Consider the following 20,315-nt stretch of genomic DNA (forward strand, 5'->3'; position numbering starts at 1 on the left):
AAGAATATTGGCTGGCTAGGGTCGTTCGGCTGGCTGGTCCTATTGGCTCGCTAATCTCGCACCGGCCGGTCTCCCGCCGGCGCAGGCACCGCGGGCGCGGCGATGGGTAAGGTGTGGGTGATGAAGACCGGCAGGATGGTGCCGTGGTTCTCGCCCGGAAACACATGCAGCTCGGCGCTCAGCGCCGGCGCCTTCTCCTTCAGGGCCCCGACCAGTTCGCTGGCATTGCCGATCATGCGGTTATGGTCCTTCCATTTCGCATGCAGCTTTGGATCGTCCACGGTCTTGTCGTCGGGAGCCGGCGCCTCCTCCAGACCGCCGACGCCGATATAAAGCTGCTTCTCGTCGAGATCGGCCGGGAGATCGGCCAAGAAGCTATCCATCTCGGTGAGCACTTGCCGGTCGTTGAACCAGATGGACGGACTGGCGGCGAGATAGGTGTCGAACAGACCGGGCCGCGTGAACAGCGTGTGCAAGGCGAACAACCCGCCGAAGGAATGCCCCATCAGGGTCTCCTTGGCGGGAGCGATGGTGAAGTCGCGGGCAATCGCCGGCTTCAGATCGTTCTCGATGAAATCGAGGGTCTCGTCGGCCCCGCCCATGGGCGGCCAGGGCTTCTTATTGGGGCGCTGCGGCAGGTCGTAACGTTCCGCAGGCAGCGTGTAGTCCAAGACCCAGCGCTTGATGTCGAAGCTGCCCTCGATGGGAAAGCCAATGCCGACGACGATGGCGGGCGCGATGCCGGTGCGGATGGGATTCTCCGAGCCGTTGCGCATCGCCTCGACGAAGGTCAGGAAGTTGGCGTTGGCGCCCACCGCGTAGATCACCGGAAAGCCTTCCGGCGGGGGCGGCGTTGCAGGCTTGCGGATGAAGATGCGGTAAGGCCGGCCCGAACCGCTGGCGGTCATATCCCGCACTTCGGTGTCCTTCAGGGTGAGCGGCGGATAGGCGGATTGCGCAGGCGCCGCATCCTGCGCCGCGCCGGGCGTCGAAACGCCGAACGCGCCCAAGCCGGACGCCAGAAGCAGAATTGCAGCGAAGATCGCTCTCATTCGAACTCGGTCCCAAACATCAACCGTAAACGCGACAAGGCGGGAGCTTGCGCCCCCGCCCCGTCAGTCTCGCATTTCGCGCTAGAAGGCCGCCTTCGCGCTGAGCCAGTAGCTCCTCGGCGCGCCATAGAAGTTGAAGGTCACCGGCGACCCCACCCGCTCGTAATATTTCTCGTCGAACACATTGTTGACGCTGAAAGTCAGGTCGAGATTGTTCTTGAAGGTGTAGCCGATGGCGGTGTCGGCGACGAAGTAGCCATCCGCGGTGAGCGTCTGGCCCATGGCCTCGCTGTAGAAGCTCGACAGGTAGCGGCCGCCTGCACCGACATGCAGGTTTTTGAACTGGCCGTTCTGCACCGTGTACTTGCCCCAGAGCTGGACGATGTGCTTCGGCGTGTAGCTGCTGTAGGTCTCGCCCTCGGCATCGGTGGCGATCTTAAGATATTCGCTCTCGGTGTAGGTGTAGCCGGCATAGACCTGGAAGGCGTCGGTCACCTGGCCGGCGACTTCCACCTCGACACCCTTCACCAGCACGTCGGCGGCGCCATAGATCGGACCGCCGAGAGAGACGGCCTGGTTGTTGATCTCCGAATGGAAGTGGGCGATCGAGGCGTTCAGCCGGTCGTTGAACCAGCTTGCCTTGAGGCCGATCTCGTATTGCTCGCCCTCCATGGGATCGATCAGCCTGTTGGTCGCCGCATCGAACTCGCTGTTGGGCAGGAAGATCTCTGTATAGCTGGCGTAGGCGGAGACGTTGTCGCTGAGATCGAACACCGCGCCGAGATAAGGCGTGGTCTTGCCGTTCACCTCCAGATCGCTGGGCGTCACGTCGCCGGTGGCCAGGTTGGTGGTCGAACCGTTGGATTCATACCAATCGACGCGGCCGCCGAGGAACACGGTCAGCGGCTTGATCGGCTTCAGGCGAAGCTGGCCGTAAATGCCGGTGTCTTCCGGGTTCTGTGCCACGCGCTCCTGCCAGTCATGGTCCGGGCGCGGCAGATGCGCATTGGGATGGAAGACGTTGATGGAGCCGGGAACCGCACCGCGATAGCCGTCATAGCTGGTCTCGAACTGCTTGTAGTCGACGCCGAAGATGACGTTCTGCTCCTGGCCCAGGGCCTGGAACGGCAGGCTGGCATGGGCGTCGGCGGCGAAGTCGTCCTCGGTATAGCGGCGCGCCAGTCGGCTGACAGAGACATTGCCGTCAGGGCCCACCGCGGAGCCGGAATAGGCGTAGTCCATATTGGCTTCGCGATCGACCCAGCGGGCGCTGGCCTGGAAGTAGCCGCCGCGGTCGAAGGCGTGATGCAGATCGACCTGGTAGTCGTTGCTCTGATTGTCGAAGCTATTCCAGTCGGCGCCGATGAAGGTGGAGCGGTCGACATTGAGCAGCGTGCCGTCGGCATAGGCCGGCAGGCCGTTGCTCGGGGTGATGTCGCGGTCCTGGCGCGTATAGGAGAAGGACAGCGTGGTGTTGTCGGTCAGATCCGCCTCGATGATGGCGTAGCCGACGCCGACCTCGTTGTCGTTGTAATCGACCCAGGTATCGTTGCTCTGATAGGCGCCGACCACGCGGGCACGGACCCGGTCGCTATTGCCGAGCGGCGTCGAGACGTCGACCTGGCCGCGATAATAATCCCACGAGCCGATAGTGCCGGTGGCGCTGACCTTGGCCACGTCATAGGGGCGCTTGCGCACCATGTTGATGATGCCTGCCGGCTGGCCGGTGCCGGCATAAAGCCCGGCCGGTCCCTTCATCACCTCGATACGGTCGTAGGCGGCGAGGTCGGGCTGGGTGCCGTAGATGCTGGAAAGCGGCGCGGCGAGACCGTCGACATAGACCGTGTCGAACTCATAGCCGCGGGAGAAGATCGAGGAGCGCCCCTGATCGTTGCTCAGCACCACCATGCCGGTGGTCTTGCGCATGGCCTGATCCAGGGAGGTGAGATTCTGATCCTCGATACGCTCCTGGGTGACCACGCTGACCGATTGCGGGATGTCCTTCAGCGGCATCGGATCGCGGCCGCCATTGGTGGAGTCGGTCACCGTGTAGCTGTTGTCGGTGGTGATCGGGTAGCCTTCGAGCCCGTAGATATCCTCCATCTCGATCTGCGGCGCCTCGGCGGTCAGCGGCTCGCCGACATCCACATTCGAGCGAACCGGAGCGCTGGGCGGCGCCGGCACGCGGGCCGGACGGGACGACTGGATGTCCGCGCCTTCCACCACGATCGGCGGCAGTTCGTTCTCCGATGGCACCGGCGCGATTTCCTGCTCCTGCACGGTGCTGTCGACACTTTCCGCCTCTTGCGCATAGAGCGTCGCCGGCGCGACAAGGCTCGAACTCAGCAGGAGAAGCGCAGTTGCGGACAAGGCGCCCCCCGGCACCCGCCAGCTTCGGTCGAAACTCATTAAAAGCCCCCAATCAAAAACATGACATTCACAATCAGCTTTCTTTTAGAGGCGGCGTCGCGGCGCTCTCAAGCAAGGCATCTTTTCCCAGCGACCAGAAATCTTTGAGAGAAATCCAGAGGATGCGCTTTCAGGCTAACTGTTGCAGATCGGTCACTTCAATCCGGCGTAAGGCCGCTATCGAAGGGGGGAAGCAGCGCTGCGACGGGCAAGACGGCGCGTCACCATGTTAAATTGACTTTTTGCGTCATGTTTTTCGATAATCGGATTTCCTTTTTCCATCAGTGGGGACGCATCGTGGACGAGTGCTCGAGCGCGACTTCGATTCGGTGCGGCGACCTGGCCGCCGCTTCGACCTGCGTCGGCTCCGATTTCAAGGTTCTGAGCGAGACCGGCAAGCCCGATGCGCCGGTGCTGGAAGGCAATTACCAACTGCTGAAGCTGCGCTCCGGCCTGGTGCTGCATGCCACCGACGCGACCGAGCTGCAGGATCTGACCACCCATGTGGTGCACCAGCCGGGACTGACCATCTCGATCTTCCTGCTGGGCCGGGTGCGGGTGCGCCAGGGTGAGGAGGAGCATCGCCTCGGCACCGCCGAATCGGGCGCGGCGCATTGCTATCTGCTGAACCGGACGCGGCCGGATGTGTTCGTGCGCCATTCGGTGCGCGGCATGCGGGTGCGCAAAGTGAACGTGACCGTCTCGCCGGACTGGATCGCAGCCGCGATCGGCGATCTGCCGGCGCAAGCCTCGCTGTCCCATTTCATCAAGAATCATCAGGCGCGGACCGATTGGCCCGCCTCGCGCCGCCTGGTCTCGCTGGCCGAGCAGGTGCTGCAGCCCGACGAGCTCGATCCGGCCCTGCAGCCGCTCTATCTGGAGAGCCGGGCCATCGAGATCCTGTTCGCCGCTCTCTCCAGCCTCGGCCAGGACAACGCACCGGCGGCGGAGCGGCCGCTGCGCGCCTCGGACCGGCAGCGGCTGCAGCGGGCGCTGACCCTGTTCGAGCCGAAGGACGGGCCGAGCCCCAGCGTGGATGAGGTGGCGCGGGAGATCGGCAGCAGCGTCAGCAGCCTGCAGCGCCTGTTTCATGCCGCCTACGGCACCTCGATCTTCGAGCATGTGCGGGCGATGCGGCTGAAGAAGGCGCGCGATGCGCTGGCCGCCGACGGGGTGAGCGTCGCCGAGGCGGCACGGCTTGCCGGCTATGGCAATCCGGCCAACTTCGCCACCGCCTTCAAACGGGTCTACGGGGTCTCGCCGCGCGAGGCGCGCAGCAAATCCTGATTACGCCTTCTGGCAGTTTCGGAGAGACAATGACAGTTGCGATGAGACGCGCCGCTCTCGGCTTCGCCTTGCCGGCTTTTCTGCTGTTCGCCGCATTGGCGCCGGCCTTGGGCGCCGAGGTCACGGTGAAGCATGCGCAAGGGGAGACGGTGCTGGAGGACACACCTGAGCGCGTGCTGGTGTTCGACCTGGCTTCGCTCGATACGCTGGACAGTCTTGGCGTGCAGGTGACAGGCGTTGCCGGCGATTTCTTCCCCGGCCATCTGGCCAAATATGCCGGCGACGAATACGCCAAGGTCGGCTCGCTGTTCGAGCCGGATTACGAGGCCGTCGCCGCGGCGGATCCGGACCTGATCATCATCGGCGGGCGCTCGGCCACGAAATACGAGGCCCTGGCCAAGATCGCACCGACCATCGACCTGACCGCCGACAATCGCGACTATCTGCCAAGCGCGCTGCGCCATGCAGAGACACTGGGCAAGATCTTCGGCAAGCAAGCTGAAGTCGATGCCCGCATCGCTAAGCTACGGAAATCAATCGAAGATCTGAAGGCGCAAGCGGCCGATGCCGGCACCGGGCTGATCGTGCTCACCACCGGCGGGCGGCTCAGCGCGTTCGGGCCCGGCTCGCGCTTCGGCGTGCTGCACGATGCGTTCGGCATTAAGCCTGCGGCCGGACATCTGGACACCGCCGTGCACGGCCAGGCGATCTCCTCGGAGTTCATCCTGAAGACCGATCCCGACTGGCTGTTCGTGATCGACCGGGACGCGGCGATCGGCCGAGCCGGCGAAGCGGCGGAGCAGCTTCTCGACAATGAGCTGGTGCGCGAGACCAAGGCCTGGAAGCAAGGCCATGTGGTCTATCTCGATCCGGCCAACTGGTACCTGATCGGCGGCGGGCTGACCTCGCTGCAGGCGCAAGTCGACCAGATCTCGGCCAGTCTGAAACAGAAGCGCTAGGCCGCCGGCCTGCCGCCTCACAGCATCTCCGCCCCTGCCCCGCTCATGCGCCTCGCCCTCGCCATCCTCGCCATTCTCGGGCTCGCCGCCGTCAGCCTGTTCGTCGGGGTGGAGGATGTCTCTCCCGCCGCGCTGATCTCACAGCATGCCGACCGGGACGCGCTGTTGGTGCTGCTGGCAAGCCGCATTCCGCGCACCCTCGCGCTGGTGCTTTCCGGCGCCTCGATGGCGGTGGCGGGCTACATCATGCAGATGCTGGCGCGGAACCGCTTTGTCGAGCCGACCACGGCGGGGACGGTGGAATCGGCCAGTCTCGGCATTCTGGTGGTGATGCTGTTCGCGCCCGGCCTGCCGATCTTCGGCCGGATGATCGTGGCAACGCTCTTCGCGCTGGCCGGCACGGCGCTGTTCCTGCAAATCGTGCGGCAGATCCCGCTCCGCTCGCCCTATATCGTGCCGCTGGTCGGCATCATGCTCGGCGGGGTGATCAGCGCGGTGGCGACCTTCCTCGCCTATCGCTACGACATGCTGCAATCGCTCGGCGCCTGGACCACGGGGGATTTCTCCACCGTGCTGCGCGGGCGCTACGAGCTGCTTTGGATCTCCCTGGCGCTGACCGGGCTCGCCTATATCGCCGCCGACCGCTTCACCGTCGCAGGGATGGGCGAGGACTTCACCACCAATCTCGGCATGAACTACCGCAAAGTCGTCTCGCTCGGGCTCACCATCGTCTCGATGGTCACCGCGGTGGTGATCACCACGGTCGGGGTGATCCCTTTCGTCGGGCTGGTGGTGCCCAACATCGTCAGCTTGGCGCTGGGAGACAATGCGCGCCGCTCGATCCCCTGGATCGCGCTTGCCGGAGCAGGCTTGGTGCTGTCCTGCGACATCATCGGGCGCATCGTGCGCTATCCTTACGAGATCCCGGTGGGCACGGTGCTCGGCGTGGTCGGTGCGGCGGCGTTCCTCTATCTGCTGCTGAGACGGGGGACGCGCCTTGCTTAAGCTGTCGCGCCGCTCCCCGCTTGCCATGGTTTTGGCTTTGGGCGGTCTTGCGACCGTCTCCGCCATCGCCTTCATGACCATCGGCGCCAAAGGCAATTGGGATTTCGTGCTGCCGTTCCGCGGCGTGAAGCTCGCCGGCATGGTGCTGGTCGGCTATGCCATCGCGGTCTCCACGGTGCTGTTCCAGACCGTGACCCAGAACCGGATCCTGACCCCTTCGGTGATGGGGTTCGATGCGCTGTATATCCTGATCCAGACTTGCCTGGTCTATTTCGTCGGGGCGGCCGGCTTCGCAAGCATCGATCCGCGGCTTCTGTTCGGGCTGGAGGTCGCAGTGATGGTGACCTTCGCGGTGCTGCTATTCCGCTGGCTGTTTTCGGGGCGGGTGCGCAGCATCTATCTCCTGATGCTGGTGGGGCTGGTGTTCGGCATCCTGTTCCGCAGTCTTGCCGGCTTCCTGCAGCGGATCATCGACCCGAACGATTTCGTCGCCCTGCAGGGGGAGATCTTCGCCAGCTTCAATGCGATCGACCAGCAGCTTCTGCTCGTCGCCGCGATCGCGGTGCTGCTCGTCTCGCTGATCGGCTGGCGGCTGCTGCACACATTCGACGTGCTGGCGCTGGGGCGCGAGACGGCGATCAATCTCGGCGTGGATTATCGGCGCACCGTGACGCTCATCCTGATCCTGATCTCCATCCTGGTCTCGGTCTCCACAGCGCTGGTGGGCTCCACCGCCTTCCGGGGGCCGGCGATGTTCTTCGGGCTGCTGGTCTCCAATCTCGCCTATCAGCTCGTCCCCACGCACCGGCATGTCTATCTGCTGCCGGCGGCAGCGTTCATCGCCATTATCTGCCTCGCCGGCGGCCAGACTCTGTTGGAGCAGGTCGTCGATTTCGGCACGGCGCTGCCCATCGTGATCGAATTTCTGGGAGGTCTCGTGTTTATCCTGCTTTTGCTGAAAGGGGCCGCGCGGTGATCGAAGTCTCCAATGTTTCAAAGCGCTATGGCGAAACGCTGGTTCTGGACGAGGTCTCGGTGCAGCTTCCTGCCGGCAAGATCACCTCGATCATCGGACCGAACGGCGCGGGCAAGTCGACGCTGGTTTCGATCATGGGGCGGCTTCTGCCGATGGATGCCGGACACGTCTTGGTCGACGGGCTGGACGTCACGGAAACCGCCGACGACGTGCTGGCGCGGCATCTCTCCATCCTGCGCCAGGAGAACCAGATCGTCTCGCGGCTGACGGTGCGCGATCTGGTGGCTTTCGGCCGCTACCCCTACACCAAAGGACGGCCGACGGTGGAGGACCGGGAGCATATCGCGCAGGCGCTAAGCTATCTGCAGCTTGAGCCGCTGGCCGGCCGGTTTCTCGACGAGCTCTCCGGCGGGCAGCGCCAGCGCGCCTTCATCGCCATGGTGCTGTGCCAGGACACGAAATACGTGCTGCTGGACGAGCCGCTGAACAATCTCGACATGAAGCATGCGGTCGGGATGATGAAGCTGTTGAAAGACGCGGCGGCCAAGCTCGGCAAAACCTTCGTGCTGGTGCTGCACGATATCAATTTCGCGTCCTGCTATTCCGACCACATCGTCGCCTTGCGCGACGGCAAGCTGGCTTACCAGGGCACGCCGGAGGAGATCATGCAGCCGGATGTTCTGGCGGAGATCTACGACCTTCCCATCGATATTCACGAGATCGGCGGACACCGCATCGGGCTCTATTTCACCTAGAGCCCGAGCAATGGCGCCGCGTCTCTAGCGGCGCTTCCGGCGCTTTTGCTGCGGCGGCCGCTTGGGCCTTGTCTGCAGCTTGATGCGCGTGCTGGCGGCACCGAATGCCGGGGCCTCGCCTTGCGCACCGAACCCGGCAAAGGGGTTCACCGGCTTCTTGCCCCCGGTCTTCAAGAACTCGGCATGGCTGATGAGGCCGGCGAGCTGTTCGGGGCGGGCCTTATGCATCGCGGCGCGGTGGCGCTCATAAGCAGCGCGGTTGAGCATCGAGGCGCGGGCCAGGCGGTGCTTCTGATAGAAGCCCTTGGCGACCAGAAGCAGCGTGTAGACCGGACTTGAGAACAGGAAGGACGTGTCGAGATCGATGGATTCGGGCGTCACGTTCTCCCAAAGCTTCAGGTTCTCCTTGAGCCGGTCGGAGAGCTTCATCTCCTCGCGGGCGACGCGCCAATACTCCGTGTCTTGCCGGTTGTTGAGGTGATAATGGGCCTGGATGAAATCGCGCACCTCCTCATAGACCCGGCTCACTTGCCGGTTATAGGCGGCGGCGAGCTCGGGCTCGAAATCCTGGGTCGGCAGATAATGCTGCAGCCAGCGCACGCCGAGATCGGTCATGAAGATGGCGGTCGCCTCAAGCGGCTCGATGAAACCGCCGGACAGCCCCAGCGCGACGCAGTTCTTCACCCAGGCATTGCGCACCCGGCCGGTGCGGATCGGGATGATGCGCGGCTCGGCGTCCTTGGCCTGATCGCCGTAGAAGGCGAGCAGCTCGTCAATCGCTTCGTCGTCTGAGAGAAAGCGGCTGGAGAACACATAGCCGGTGCCGACGCGGGTGGTGAGCGGAATGTTGAAGTTCCAGCCGGCGGAGAAACCGGTCGCCAGGGTGGTCGGCGCGATGACGTTGGGATCCTTATGGGGGATCTGCATCACCGCGGCGCGATCGTTCAACAGATGATCGCTATAGGATTGGAACGGCTCGCCGAGCGCCTTCTGCACAATCGAGCCGCGGAAGCCGGTGCAATCGACGACGAGATCGACGGGGAAGTCGCCCTTCTCGCGCAAGCTGAGCGATTTGACGAATCCGCGCTCGTCGAGATTGACCTCATCGACATCGTCGAGGATGTGCTTCACGCCGCGCCCCGTGGCCAGCTCGCGCAAGAAGGCGGCCAGCTTGGTGGCGTCGAAGTGATAGGTGTAGCCGACCTCGCCGGAGAATTCCGGCTCGCCGGGGCCGCGCGGGGCGAGATTGTTGCGGACGATCTCGGTGACCGGCGAGAAGGCGCGGGCATAGGCAAGGCCAGCATCGGGCGCATTGCGGGCCGGATCGAAGGTGACGAAATAATCGGCCAGCGGATGGCCATCGATATGGCCGGGCGAGTTCAGGATATTCAGGAACTCGATGGGCTGGCCCTTCTCGTCATGGTTCCAATTGATGAATTGGGCGGCGACCTTGAAGGTCGCGTCGGTCTTCTCGAAGAACTCAGCCTCGGAGATGCCGAGCTGATTGAGCAGGAAGACCATGCCCGGCAGACTCGCCTCACCCACCCCGACGATGGGGATGGTCGGCGACTCGATCAGGGTGATCTTGAGCCGATGCTTGGCATCCTTGGATTGGCAGAATTGATTGAGAAACGCGGCAGCAAGCCAGCCCGCCGTGCCGCCGCCAACGATGGTGATACTGCGTAAAGCTTCGCCCATTCGGCCCCCGGAAGTTGCGAGCGCCAAGACTAGTTGCACGGGGGACGGGTGCCAAGATGCGAATGCCGGGATACGCTCTTAGAGATCGGAAAATCTTCGGCGCCCCCTTGCAGGAAGACCGATATTTCCCTCTGACATCACCGGTTTTTGACGAATTGTCATATTGATGAAGAACACTGGCGCCGTCCCGGTGCGGCTTGTTCCACGGGACGATGCGCCGGTTCTTGCAGATCGGCGCCGGTCCCGTGTTTTAGAGGTGCGAGTCCCAGGTGGCGCTGAAGCTGGAAATCGTGGAGGAGCTCGGCGAGGACGGTCTTCTCCTGCCGGAGCGGATCGGCGAAGCGCTGACCGCCAATGACCAGGTCAAATATTACTTCGCGCTGCTGCAGATGGCGCGGGCCAATGCCGACCGCCCTTCCCTGCCGGTGCAGGATCTGAAGACCGAGCGTCTGGCCAGCCGGATCGAGGACACCGCGCTGGACGAGGTCGTCGCCACGGCCAAGCGGGTGGGCGAGGACCGTTATGCGATCCCCCAGACTCGCACGATCCTGGCCGCCATCTCGGCCGGCATCGACACCATGCTCGCCTGTCTGCCGGAGCCGCAACGCGCCGCGCTTGCCGACCGGGCGCGCGAGCTGAAGCCGCCGCTTCTGGAGGACGACACGGTCGAGGGCGCATTGATCGACCGTATGACCTCGGGCGAGCGCGAACACGGCGACAGCCTGCATCTGGTGGTGATGGACGCCCATAAGGCGATCAACGCGCTGCAGGCGGAGACCGCCGTGGAGACCCTTGCCGGTGCGCGGGTGCATAACCTCTCGCCGCGGGCGCGCGGCCTGGTCGAGGCGTTCATGAACGGCTTGAACCGCACCGCGCCGCTGAAATTCGATCATCCGGGGCTCGGCACCACGGCGACGGAGCATGAGGGACGCATCCTGATCCAGAACGATATCGGCACCACCGACGCCCATGTGCTGGTGGTCCGCATCGACGCAAGCACTGCGAGCCTCACCTATACCGACATCCACCGGCAGCGCTTGGGCTTCTTCAAAAGCCTGTTCGAGGATTGGGATGTCGATTGGACCGATGTCGATACGCGGCGGAGCGGCCGGCTGGAGAACGCTTCCTATCTTCTCACCACCGGCAGCTATCGCGCCGGCGACGAGGCCGAGCTTGCGCGCTATCTCGATCACTTGGGCTCTCGCATCGTGTTCCTGATCGACTGGAACAAGGCACGCAAGCGCTTGCGCAACTTCGTCAGCAATGAGCGTGCGGTGGAGGTGCTGCATTGGGCCGCCGCCCACGATTTCGGCCATCGCGGCCTGCTCGAGGTCGGCGGCGAGAAGGCGCTGGCCGAGGCGGTGGAATTCGCAGCCGGCGAGCGGCTGCATTACGGCGACCGGCTGGATACGCTGATCGAGGAGGAGAGCGCGGCGGCGTTTTTGCGCAATGCCTGCGAGCTGGCCTCGGCGGGGCTGCGCCAGCAGCGCTCCCGCCGGGTGATCGCCGACGAGATCAAGGCGGATCTGCGCCGGCATTTCGAGAAGACCCAGCTCGCCATCTTCGCCATCGCCGGCCGTCATGCGGCGTGCGGCTACGATCTGGCGGTGAGCCTGAGCGAGCTGTTGGACGATCCGGAAAGCGGCGGCGCCGCATATAAGCGCTTCGCGCAGCGGGCTTCGATCTGGGAAGGCCGCGCCGATATCCTGCTGAACGAGGCGCGGGACGATATCCGGCGCTTCGACCGACCGGCGGTGCTGATGCAATTCTTCGAGCGCTCGGACGATGCCGTCGATCAGCTCGAGGAAGCCGCCTCGCTGATGGAGCTGGCAACGCTGGTGCATCCGGTCGGCGAGCCGCTGAAACAGCTGCGCCTGCTCTCCGAGACGGTTCTGGCCGCCGCCCAGGAGCTGATCAAATGCATCGAATGCGCCGCCACCATCACCCGTAGCGATGTGCGCGACGATCTCGACGACTTCTTGAAATCCTTCGATCAGCTCGTCGCCCTGGAGCATCGCGGCGACGATCTGATCCGCGAGATCCGCCGGGTATTCCTCGCCGACGGAAGCGATGCGCGGATGATCTATCTCGTCGATCACATCGCCCGGGCGCTGGAGGCCTCGACCGATGCCTATGCCCATGCGGCGCAACACTTGCGCAGCTATCTGATGGAAGAGGTTCTGTCGTGACCAGCAACGCCAACGGGACGGACAAACATCGCGCATACCGGATCCCCTTCGACAGCAGCGATGCCGGAATGCCGGAGAAAGGCGATATCGGCGCCAAGGCCTTCAATTTGATGATCATGGCGCAGCACGGGCTGCTGGTGCCGCCGGCCTTCGTGCTCGGCACCGAGCTTTGCCGCGCCTATGTGGCGGACGGCCCTTCGGCGCTGGACGGGCTGGAAGCGGTGCTGGAAGAAGAGCTGGCGCATATGGGCACCGTCATGGGCCGGCGCTTCGGCGACCGGCGCCGGCCGCTGCTGGTCTCGGTGCGCTCCGGCGCTGCGGTGTCGATGCCGGGCATGATGGAGACCGTGCTCGATGTCGGGCTTTCGCCGGATGCGGTGCAAGGCCTCATCCGCCTCACCGGCAATCCGCGCTTTGCCTATGATTGCCGCCGCCGTCTGGTGCAGCAATTCGCCGAGGTGGTGCATGGCGCCAGCGCGCGCCCGTTCGATGCGCTGCTCGAGGCCTGGCTGCGGCGCGAGGACGTGTCCCATGTCAACGAGCTCGATAGCGAGGCGCTGCACGGGCTTGCAGCGGCGATGCAGGGACAGTTCGAGACCGTGACCGGCGACGGCTTTCCCGACGATCCCATGGCGCAGCTGACGGCGACGGTCGAGGCGGTGCTGAAATCCTGGTCCAGCGACAAGGCCAAGCGCTATCGCGCGCTCAACCATCTCGACGACACGGCCGGCACCGCGGTGACCATCCAGGCGATGGTGTTCGGCAATGCGGGGCCGACCTCCGGCTCCGGCGTCGGCTTCACCCGCAATCCGGCCGACGGCAGCAATGCGCTCTACATCGATTATCTGCCCAATGCGCAAGGCGAGGATGTGGTCTCCGGCCGCCGCAATGCGCTGGGCACGGCCGAGCTGCAGCGCCGCGTACCGGCAGCCTATCGCGATCTTGTCGCGCGCAAAGAGGTGCTAGAGCAGGCTTTCGGCGACATGCAGGATTTCGAGTTCACGGTGGAGGATGGCCGCCTCTACATGCTGCAATGCCGGACGGGAAAGCGCACCCCCCTAGCGGCGCTGCGTATCGCCCACGATCTCGTCGCCGAGGAGATCATCACGCCGGAGAGCGCGCTGCAGCGCCTGGCGCAGATCGATCTGCACGCCATCGAGACCACCGAGCTGGCGCCCGGCGAAGACAGCGTCTTGCTGGCGCGCGGCGTCCCGGCCAGCGCCGGCGTCGCGGTTGGCGCCGTGGTGCTGGACCCGGCCCGTATCGATGAGATCAAGGGCCGCGGTCAGCCGGTAATCCTGCTGCGCCAGCACGCCGAGACCGGCGATATCGCGGCGGTCTCGGAGGCGGACGGGCTGATCACCGCGCTCGGGGCGCGGACCTCGCATGCCGCTGTGGTAGCACGGCAGCTCGGCAAGCCCTGCCTGGTCGGCTGCGAGGCGCTTCGAATCGATGCCTCGCTGCGGCGCTGCAGCTTCGGCAAGACGACCGTCAACGAAGGAGACGTGATCTCCCTGGATGCCGGGACCGGCGCGATCTATGCCGGCGCGGTGCCGATCCAGCGCTGCAAGCCCGAAACGCTGCTCGCCGAGGTGCAAAGCTGGCGCGATCACAGCGCATCCGCCGAGATGGACGCGATTTCCGAGCCGCGCAGCAGCGCCGGCGGAGGCTGAGGCGCCTCGCAAAACCAGGATTTATGCCCAAAAACTGATCACATGGCTTGCCGCCGGTCATGAGCTAGGATATTTGATCAAATTATTCGAGCTCATTGTCTTACCCGGATTTGGCATCCCGAAATGACATCAGACCCTTCAGAATGGCTGGCGGCGCGGCCGGAGATCACCTCGGTCTTCGCCTGTGTGTGCGATCTCAACGGCGCGTTGCGTGGTAAGTGGCTTCCGGTCGAGCAGAGCGCAAAGCTGCTGAAAAGCGGCGCCCGCATGCCCTTCTCCACCTTCAACCTGGATATCTGGGGCACCGATATCGTTGGCAGCCAGTTCGTCTACGAGACGGGCGATGCGGACGGGACCTGCGCCTTCACCGGACGGCCGCTGGTGGCCACGAGCTGGACCAGCCGGCCGAGCGCCATGGCGCTTTTGTGGATGGGGTATGAGGACGGCACGCCTTTCCCGGGCGATCCGCGCCAGGCGCTGGCGGCAATCTGCGAGCGCTACAAGGCGGCGGGCCTCACCCCGGTGGTCGCCGGGGAGTTCGAGTTCTATCTGTTCGATCCCTCGGGCGAGCGGCCGATGCCGCCGCATTCCCCGATCTCGGGCGACAGGCTGAACAGCAACAACGCCATCTCGATCACCGAAGTGCAGCAGTTCGAGGCGTTCTTGAACGACGTCTACGATTGCTGCCGCGATCAGGACATCGCGATCGACGCCACGATCTGCGAGAACGGCTTCGGCCAGTTCGAGGTCAGCATGAAGCATATGCCCGATCCTTTGCGGGCGGCGGACGACGCCATTCTGTTCAAGCAGATGGTGCGCGGCATCGCCCGCAAGCACGGCTTCGGCGCCACCTTCATGGCGAAACCTTACGGCGAGGATTCCGGCAGCGGGCTGCACTATCACGTCTCGATGCTGGATGCGGACGGCAACAACGTGTTCGACGACGGCAGCCTGAAGGGCTCCGATACGCTGCTTCATGCCGTGGGCGGACTGGTGGCGACGATGCAAGAATGCATGCTGGCCTTCGCGCCGCACGAGAATTCCTACCGGCGCTTCCAGCCGGGCACGCATTCTCCCGCCTCGGTGGGCTGGGGCTATGAAAACCGCACCGCGGCGATCCGCATTCCCGGCGGGCCGGGCATGGCGCGGCGCTTCGAGCACCGCGTCGCCGGCGCCGACGCCAACCCCTATCTGGTGCTGGCCAGCATTTTGGGCGGCGCCCTGCTCGGCATGGAGAAGAAGATCGCACCGCCCGCCCCAGTCGAAGGCAATGCCTATGACGCCGATCTGCCGGCGCTGCCGCAGGATTGGGGCACGGCGATCGAGGCGTTCCGCAGCGGCCAATACGTGCCGGAGATCTTCTCCCCGACGCTGCAGGCCATGTTTGCCGACTGCAAGGCGCAGGAGCTGCAGCGCTTCCGGCGCACGGTCACCGAATTCGAATATCAAAGCTATTTGGAAGTCGTGTAGTGGCGAAAAATGCGAGCTACGCCGGCAGCGGCGACTACGTGAACAGCTATTACGCCTATTCGGCCAATCCGGCGCCGGAGCGCCCGGCGCTCACGGACGCGGTGGAGACGGATGTCTGCGTGGTCGGGGCCGGCTATAGCGGGCTTTCCGCCGCGATCACCCTGGCCGAGAAGGGCTACCGCGTCGTCATGCTGGAGGGCGCCAAGGTCGGCTGGGGCGCCTCGGGCCGCAATGGCGGGCAGATCGTCAACGGGCTCAATGCCAGCCTGCAATCCATCGCCAAGCGCTATGGCGAGGACAAGGCGAAGTTCGTCGCCGGCGTGGTGCAGGAAGGCGGCGAGATCATCCGCGACCGGGTGAAGCGATACGATATCGCCTGCGATCTGAAGGACAACAACATCTTCGCCGCGCTGAACGGCCGCCATATGCGCGAGCTGGAGGAGCGGATCGCGGTCTGGGAAGGCTATGGCCTGCGCAATCAGGAGCTGCTGTCGCGCGATCAGATGCGCGAGCATGTCGGCTCCGATCTCTATGTCGGCGGCGCGATCGACCGGAGCGGCGGGCATATGCACCCGCTCAATCTGGCGCTCGGCGAGGCGGCGGCGCTGGAGAGCCTCGGCGGGGTGATCTACGAGCACAGCCCGGCGGTGAAGGTGGACGATAGCGGGCCGACCCCGGTGGTGGAGACGCCGCAGGGCAAGGTGAGCTGCAAGACGCTGGTGCTATGCGGCAATGCCTATCTCGGTTCGGTGGTGCCGACGCTGGCCTGGCGGGTGATGCCGGTCTCCACCCAGGTGATGGCGACCAAGCCGCTCGGCGACAATCTCGCCGCGAGCCTGCTGCCGACGGACGCCTGCGTGGAGGATGTCCGCTACATCCTCGACTATTACCGGCTCTCGGCCGATAAGCGGCTGCTATTCGGCGGCGGCACGGTCTATGGCGGCGCCGACCCAAGCGACATCAAGGCCAAGCTGATGGGCAATCTGGTCAAGGTGTTCCCGGCCCTGAAGGACGTGCAGATCGACTTCGCCTGGAGCGGCAATTTCGCCCTGTCCTTCACGCGCGTGCCGCAGCTCGGGCGCATCGGCGACAACACCTATTTCGCGCAAGGCTATAGCGGCCACGGCGTGGTGGGATCGCATCTGTTCGGAAGAATTCTCGGCGAAGCTATTGACGGCGACAGCTCGCGTTTCGATGTATTCGCCGGGCTTCCTTGGGTGCCCTTCCCCGGCGGCCGTATGTTCCGCGTCCCCTACTCCACCATCGGTTCGTGGTGGTATGCGTTGCGGGACCGGCTCGGCGTCTAGGCACCGGCAATCCCTGTATCTCGCTTCACTCTTTCTCCGAACGTTGCATCATGAAGATCGGTATCCTGCAGACCGGGCGCCCGCCCGAAGAACTCCGAGACGAGCACGGGGACTACGACACGCTGTTCCACGCGCTGCTGGACGGAAACGATTTCACGTTCGAGAGCTATGCGGCGCTGGACGGGGTGTTTCCGGCGCGGCCGCAAGAGGCCGATGCCTGGCTGATCACCGGATCGAAGCACGGCGTCTATGAGGACCATAGCTGGATCCCACCGCTGGAGAATTTCATCCGGCAAAGCTATGCGGCGGCGGTGCCGCTGGTCGGTATCTGCTTCGGCCATCAGATCGTGGCCCAGGCGCTTGGCGGCAAGGTGGTGAAATTCGACGGCGGCTGGTCGGTCGGGGCAACCGCGTACCGAACGCAGGATGGCGAGGACATCCGCCTGATCGCCTGGCATCAGGATCAGGTGATCGAACCACCGGCGGATGCGGTCGTCGAGGCGTCCTCCGATTTCTGCCGCTATGCGGTGCTGCGCTACGGCGACAAGGCGCTGACCATGCAGCCGCATCCGGAGTTCACGCCGGAATTCTCGCGCGTGCTGCTTGAGGCGCGCGGCAAGACGCTGCCGCGCGAGATCGCCGAGCGCGCCGATGCGAGCTTCGACTCGCCGCTGGACCGGGCAGCGGCGGCCGAAACAATCGCAAATTTCCTGGCGCGGAAGCGCTCTGCTTAAGCCGGCATCGAGACGGCTTTGATCTCGCAGAAATCCTCAAGACCGAAGACGCCGCCCTCGCGGCCATTGCCCGACATCTTGTAGCCGCCGAAGGGCGAGCCTGCGCCGATATCGCTGCCGTTGATATGCACCATGCCGGCGCGCAGGCGCCGCATGACCGCCTTGGCGTGATCCAGATCGCCGGACTGGATATAGGCGGCAAGGCCATAGGGCGTGTCGTTGGCGATGGCGACGGCATCATCGTCGTCATCATAGGAAATCATCACCAGCACCGGACCGAACACCTCTTCCTGGGCGATGGTCATGTCGTTGGTGACATTGCCGAACACGGTGGGGCGGACGAAATAGCCGCGATTGAACCCGGCCGGACGCCCCGGACCGCCGGCGAGCAGCTTGGTGCCCTCGCCCATGCCGGTCTCGATCAGGCCCTGCACCTTGTCGAACTGCATCGCCGAGACCAGCGGGCCAATATGCGGCCCCCGCTCCGCCGGCTGCCCGACCTGGGTCTCGCCGGCAAGATCGGCGGCAAGCGCCATGGCATCCTCATACTGGCTCTTATGGACCAGCATGCGGGTCGGCGCGTTGCAGCTCTGGCCGGTATTATGGAAGCAATGGGCGAGGCCGCGTTGAACGGCGTCCTTCAGGTCGGCATCGGCGAGAATGACGTTCGGCGACTTGCCGCCCAGCTCCAGAGTGACGCGCTTGATGGTCTCGGAGGCATCCTTGGTGATCAGACGGCCGGCCCGGGTGGAGCCGGTGAAGGACATCATCTGGATATCGGGATGCTTGGACAGCGCCGAGCCGACATTGATGCCATCGCCGTTGATCATGTTGAACACGCCGGCCGGCACGCCGGCCTCGTCGAGGATCTCGGCAAACAGCAGCGCGTTGAGCGGGGTGATCTCGGAAGGCTTCAGCACCACGGTGCAGCCGACGGCGATGGCCGGAAACACCTTCAGGGCGATCTGGTTGATCGGCCAGTTCCACGGGGTGATCAGGCCGCAAACGCCGATGGGCTCGCGGCGGATGAGATCGCCTTCGGAATTGATGTGCTCGAAGTCGAAATTCTCCAGCGCGGCGATGGTGGCGTTGACATGGGCCATGCCGACGGCGGTCTGCGCATCGTCGCAAAGGTCGATGGGCGCACCGAGCTCGTCGCGGATCAGCGCCGACATCTCGTCGTAGCGCCGCTGATAGATGTCGCGGATCTTCTTCAGCAGTGCCAGGCGCTCGTCCTTGGTGGTTTCGGAGAAGCTGGCAAAGGCGCGCTTCGCGGCGGCCACGGCGACATCGACATCATCCGGGCTGCCCATGGCGATGGTCGCGATGACCTCCTCATTGGCCGGGTTGATGACGTCGGCGCTCTCCTTGTGCTTGGGGTCGACCCAGGCGCCGTCGATATAGAATTTGTCGGTGTGCAAACTGGTCATATGAATTGCCGTCTTGGTTTGGAGGAACACGTTCTACAGCCGGTCGCGCATGGCGTACCACGTCATGGCGACGGCCAGGAGCGGCAGGCGCATGGCAGGCCCGCCGGGGAAAGTAGCGTTCGGAATCTCGCTCATTATGTCGAAGCGCCCGGCCTGGTTGGCAATAGCGTCGGCGGCGATCTTTCCGGCGATGGTTGCCATGCCGACGCCATGGCCGGAAAAGCCGGACATGGAGAGAATGTTGCGGTCCGCGCGGTAGAAATGCGGAAGACGCGAGCGCGTGATGGCCAGCGTCCCGCCCCATGCATAGTCGATTCGGGTGTCGCGCAGCTGCGGATAAATCTCCAGCATCGGCTTGCGCACCGTGGCAGCGATGTCGTCGGGGAAGCGGTAATTATAGGTCTCGCCGCCGCCGAACAGCATGCGCCGATCCTCCGTCAGCCGGAAATAGTTCACCACGAAGCGGCTATCGGCGACGGCGTAATTGTTGCGGATGAGGGATTTGGCGAAGTCCTCGCTCAAGGGCTCGGTGACGACGATATAGTTGTTGATCGGCATCACGCGGGAGGAAAGCTCAGGCTCGATATTGTTGTGATAGCCGTTGAGGCCGAGCACCAGATGCTTGGCGCCGACCACCGCCTTTTCGGTCCGCACCTTGACCATGGCGCCCTTGTCGAAGCCGGTCATGCGGCTCATCTCGAAGATCCTCACGCCTGCAGCTACGGCCATCTTGGCAAGGCCGAAGGCATAGCGGAGCGGGTGGAGATGGGCGGCGCCCATATTCAGCGAGCCGGAATAATAATCGGGTGAGCCGACCTCGTGGCGAATGGCCTCCTTGTCGAGAAAGCTGATCTCCTCGGCGCCGTAGACCTTTCGCATATGCTCGACATATTCGGCCGTTTCGGCGGTGAAGCGGGCGCGATGGTCGGCATGGATGATGCCAGGGGTGAGGCCGCAATCGATCTTGCCCCTGGCGATTAGCGCCTTGACCAGAGCGACGGAGTCCTGGCCGATATCCCAGAGGATCTTGGCCCGCTCCAGGCCGAAATTCTTTTCCAGCTCCGGCTGCTCGACGCGCTGGCCGCCGCTGAGCTGTCCGCCATTGCGGCCCGAGGCGCCGAAGCCGACGCGGCTTGCTTCCAGCAGCACCACATCGAGCCCCTGCTCGGCCAGATGCAGGGCGGCGGAGAGGCCGGAGAAGCCGGCACCGACGACACAGACATCGGCCGAGATCTCGCCTTCCGCTTGCGGGTAAGGCCCGGGGGGCGTGGCAGTCGCCGCGTAATAGGAGTTCGGATACTCCCCGGGGCGATCGTTGATGGTCAAAATATCCATGAGACCAGAGGGGCTAGCATTTCAGATAAGGCGTGC

General features: G+C 64.3%; 15 protein-coding genes. 10 read left to right on the top strand and 5 right to left on the bottom strand.

Going from position 1 to position 20,315, the window contains the following annotated elements; all coding sequences use genetic code 11:
• Positions 1-50 precede the first annotated feature (50 nt).
• Positions 51-1,052, bottom strand: a complete 1,002-nt coding sequence (locus HT051_RS12230) for an alpha/beta hydrolase (protein ID WP_174542293.1) — start codon at positions 1,050-1,052, stop codon at positions 51-53.
• An 81-nt stretch (positions 1,053-1,133) separates the two neighbouring features.
• The gene (locus HT051_RS12235) at positions 1,134-3,422 is read right to left on the bottom strand and encodes a TonB-dependent siderophore receptor (RefSeq protein ID WP_174542294.1); all 2,289 of its coding nucleotides are present in this window, start codon (positions 3,420-3,422) and stop codon (positions 1,134-1,136) included.
• A gap of 336 nt (positions 3,423-3,758) precedes the next feature.
• Here HT051_RS12235 and HT051_RS12240 point away from each other — a divergent pair, with 336 nt between their 5' ends.
• The 5 genes from HT051_RS12240 to HT051_RS12260 are packed head-to-tail and all read left to right on the top strand — an operon-like array spanning position 3,759 to position 8,443.
• The gene (locus HT051_RS12240; protein WP_174542295.1) at positions 3,759-4,748 is read left to right on the top strand and encodes a helix-turn-helix transcriptional regulator; all 990 of its coding nucleotides are present in this window, start codon (positions 3,759-3,761) and stop codon (positions 4,746-4,748) included.
• A gap of 29 nt (positions 4,749-4,777) precedes the next feature.
• Entirely contained in the window at positions 4,778-5,707 is a 930-nt protein-coding gene (locus HT051_RS12245) for a siderophore ABC transporter substrate-binding protein (RefSeq protein WP_246810078.1), read from the top strand.
• Between the two features lie 45 nt (positions 5,708-5,752).
• Complete coding sequence (locus HT051_RS12250) at positions 5,753-6,712, top strand: ABC transporter permease (RefSeq protein WP_174542297.1); 960 nt, start codon at positions 5,753-5,755, stop codon at positions 6,710-6,712.
• Positions 6,713-6,737: 25 nt separating this feature from the next.
• Complete coding sequence (locus HT051_RS12255) at positions 6,738-7,688, top strand: iron chelate uptake ABC transporter family permease subunit (RefSeq protein WP_174543000.1); 951 nt, start codon at positions 6,738-6,740, stop codon at positions 7,686-7,688.
• Positions 7,685-8,443, top strand: a complete 759-nt coding sequence (locus tag HT051_RS12260; RefSeq protein ID WP_174542298.1) for an ABC transporter ATP-binding protein — start codon at positions 7,685-7,687, stop codon at positions 8,441-8,443. The genes HT051_RS12255 and HT051_RS12260 overlap by 4 nt, the downstream gene beginning before the upstream one ends.
• Positions 8,444-8,467: 24 nt before the next feature.
• Here HT051_RS12260 and HT051_RS12265 read toward each other — a convergent pair whose 3' ends face one another.
• Positions 8,468-10,141, bottom strand: coding sequence for a tryptophan halogenase family protein (locus tag HT051_RS12265; protein ID WP_174542299.1), 1,674 nt, complete (start codon positions 10,139-10,141; stop codon positions 8,468-8,470).
• 269 nt (positions 10,142-10,410) lie between these two features.
• Here HT051_RS12265 and HT051_RS12270 point away from each other — a divergent pair, with 269 nt between their 5' ends.
• The 5 genes from HT051_RS12270 (at position 10,411) to HT051_RS12290 (ending at position 17,514) form a co-directional block, all read left to right on the top strand.
• Positions 10,411-12,330: a DUF47 family protein gene (locus HT051_RS12270; RefSeq protein WP_174542300.1), complete on the top strand. Its 1,920-nt coding sequence runs from the start codon at positions 10,411-10,413 to the stop codon at positions 12,328-12,330.
• Positions 12,327-14,003, top strand: a complete 1,677-nt coding sequence (locus HT051_RS12275; protein WP_174542301.1) for a PEP/pyruvate-binding domain-containing protein — start codon at positions 12,327-12,329, stop codon at positions 14,001-14,003. The genes HT051_RS12270 and HT051_RS12275 overlap by 4 nt, the downstream gene beginning before the upstream one ends.
• Positions 14,004-14,126: 123 nt before the next feature.
• A complete protein-coding gene (locus HT051_RS12280; protein ID WP_174542302.1) occupies positions 14,127-15,473 on the top strand; it encodes a glutamine synthetase family protein in 1,347 nt (448 codons plus the stop codon).
• On the top strand, positions 15,473-16,780 hold the full coding sequence (locus HT051_RS12285) for an FAD-binding oxidoreductase (RefSeq protein WP_208454316.1): 1,308 nt from the start codon (positions 15,473-15,475) through the stop codon (positions 16,778-16,780). The genes HT051_RS12280 and HT051_RS12285 overlap by 1 nt, the downstream gene beginning before the upstream one ends.
• A 50-nt stretch (positions 16,781-16,830) precedes the next feature.
• Positions 16,831-17,514 (top strand): type 1 glutamine amidotransferase, encoded by a 684-nt coding sequence (locus tag HT051_RS12290; protein WP_174542303.1) that lies wholly within the window; start codon positions 16,831-16,833, stop codon positions 17,512-17,514.
• Here the strand turns inward: HT051_RS12290 and HT051_RS12295 are convergent.
• Complete coding sequence (locus HT051_RS12295) at positions 17,511-18,944, bottom strand: aldehyde dehydrogenase family protein (protein ID WP_174542304.1); 1,434 nt, start codon at positions 18,942-18,944, stop codon at positions 17,511-17,513. The genes HT051_RS12290 and HT051_RS12295 overlap by 4 nt on opposite strands.
• 33 nt (positions 18,945-18,977) lie before the next feature.
• Complete coding sequence (locus HT051_RS12300) at positions 18,978-20,279, bottom strand: FAD-binding oxidoreductase (protein ID WP_174542305.1); 1,302 nt, start codon at positions 20,277-20,279, stop codon at positions 18,978-18,980.
• Positions 20,280-20,315: the final 36 nt, after the last annotated feature.

Origin of the sequence: Methyloligella sp. GL2 (assembly GCF_013341275.1) — a bacterium.
Lineage (GTDB): Bacteria > Pseudomonadota > Alphaproteobacteria > Rhizobiales > Methyloligellaceae > Methyloligella.

Coding starts and splice junctions, on each gene's coding strand:
- HT051_RS12245 (WP_246810078.1), top strand. CDS start 4,778: ATGACAGTTGCGATGAGACGCGCCGCTCTCGGCTTCGCCTTGCCGGCT.
- HT051_RS12255 (WP_174543000.1), top strand. CDS start 6,738: ATGGTTTTGGCTTTGGGCGGTCTTGCGACCGTCTCCGCCATCGCCTTC.
- HT051_RS12230 (WP_174542293.1), bottom strand. CDS start 1,052: ATGAGAGCGATCTTCGCTGCAATTCTGCTTCTGGCGTCCGGCTTGGGC.
- HT051_RS12280 (WP_174542302.1), top strand. CDS start 14,127: ATGACATCAGACCCTTCAGAATGGCTGGCGGCGCGGCCGGAGATCACC.
- HT051_RS12295 (WP_174542304.1), bottom strand. CDS start 18,944: ATGACCAGTTTGCACACCGACAAATTCTATATCGACGGCGCCTGGGTC.
- HT051_RS12250 (WP_174542297.1), top strand. CDS start 5,753: ATGCGCCTCGCCCTCGCCATCCTCGCCATTCTCGGGCTCGCCGCCGTC.
- HT051_RS12265 (WP_174542299.1), bottom strand. CDS start 10,141: ATGGGCGAAGCTTTACGCAGTATCACCATCGTTGGCGGCGGCACGGCG.
- HT051_RS12300 (WP_174542305.1), bottom strand. CDS start 20,279: ATGGATATTTTGACCATCAACGATCGCCCCGGGGAGTATCCGAACTCC.
- HT051_RS12290 (WP_174542303.1), top strand. CDS start 16,831: ATGAAGATCGGTATCCTGCAGACCGGGCGCCCGCCCGAAGAACTCCGA.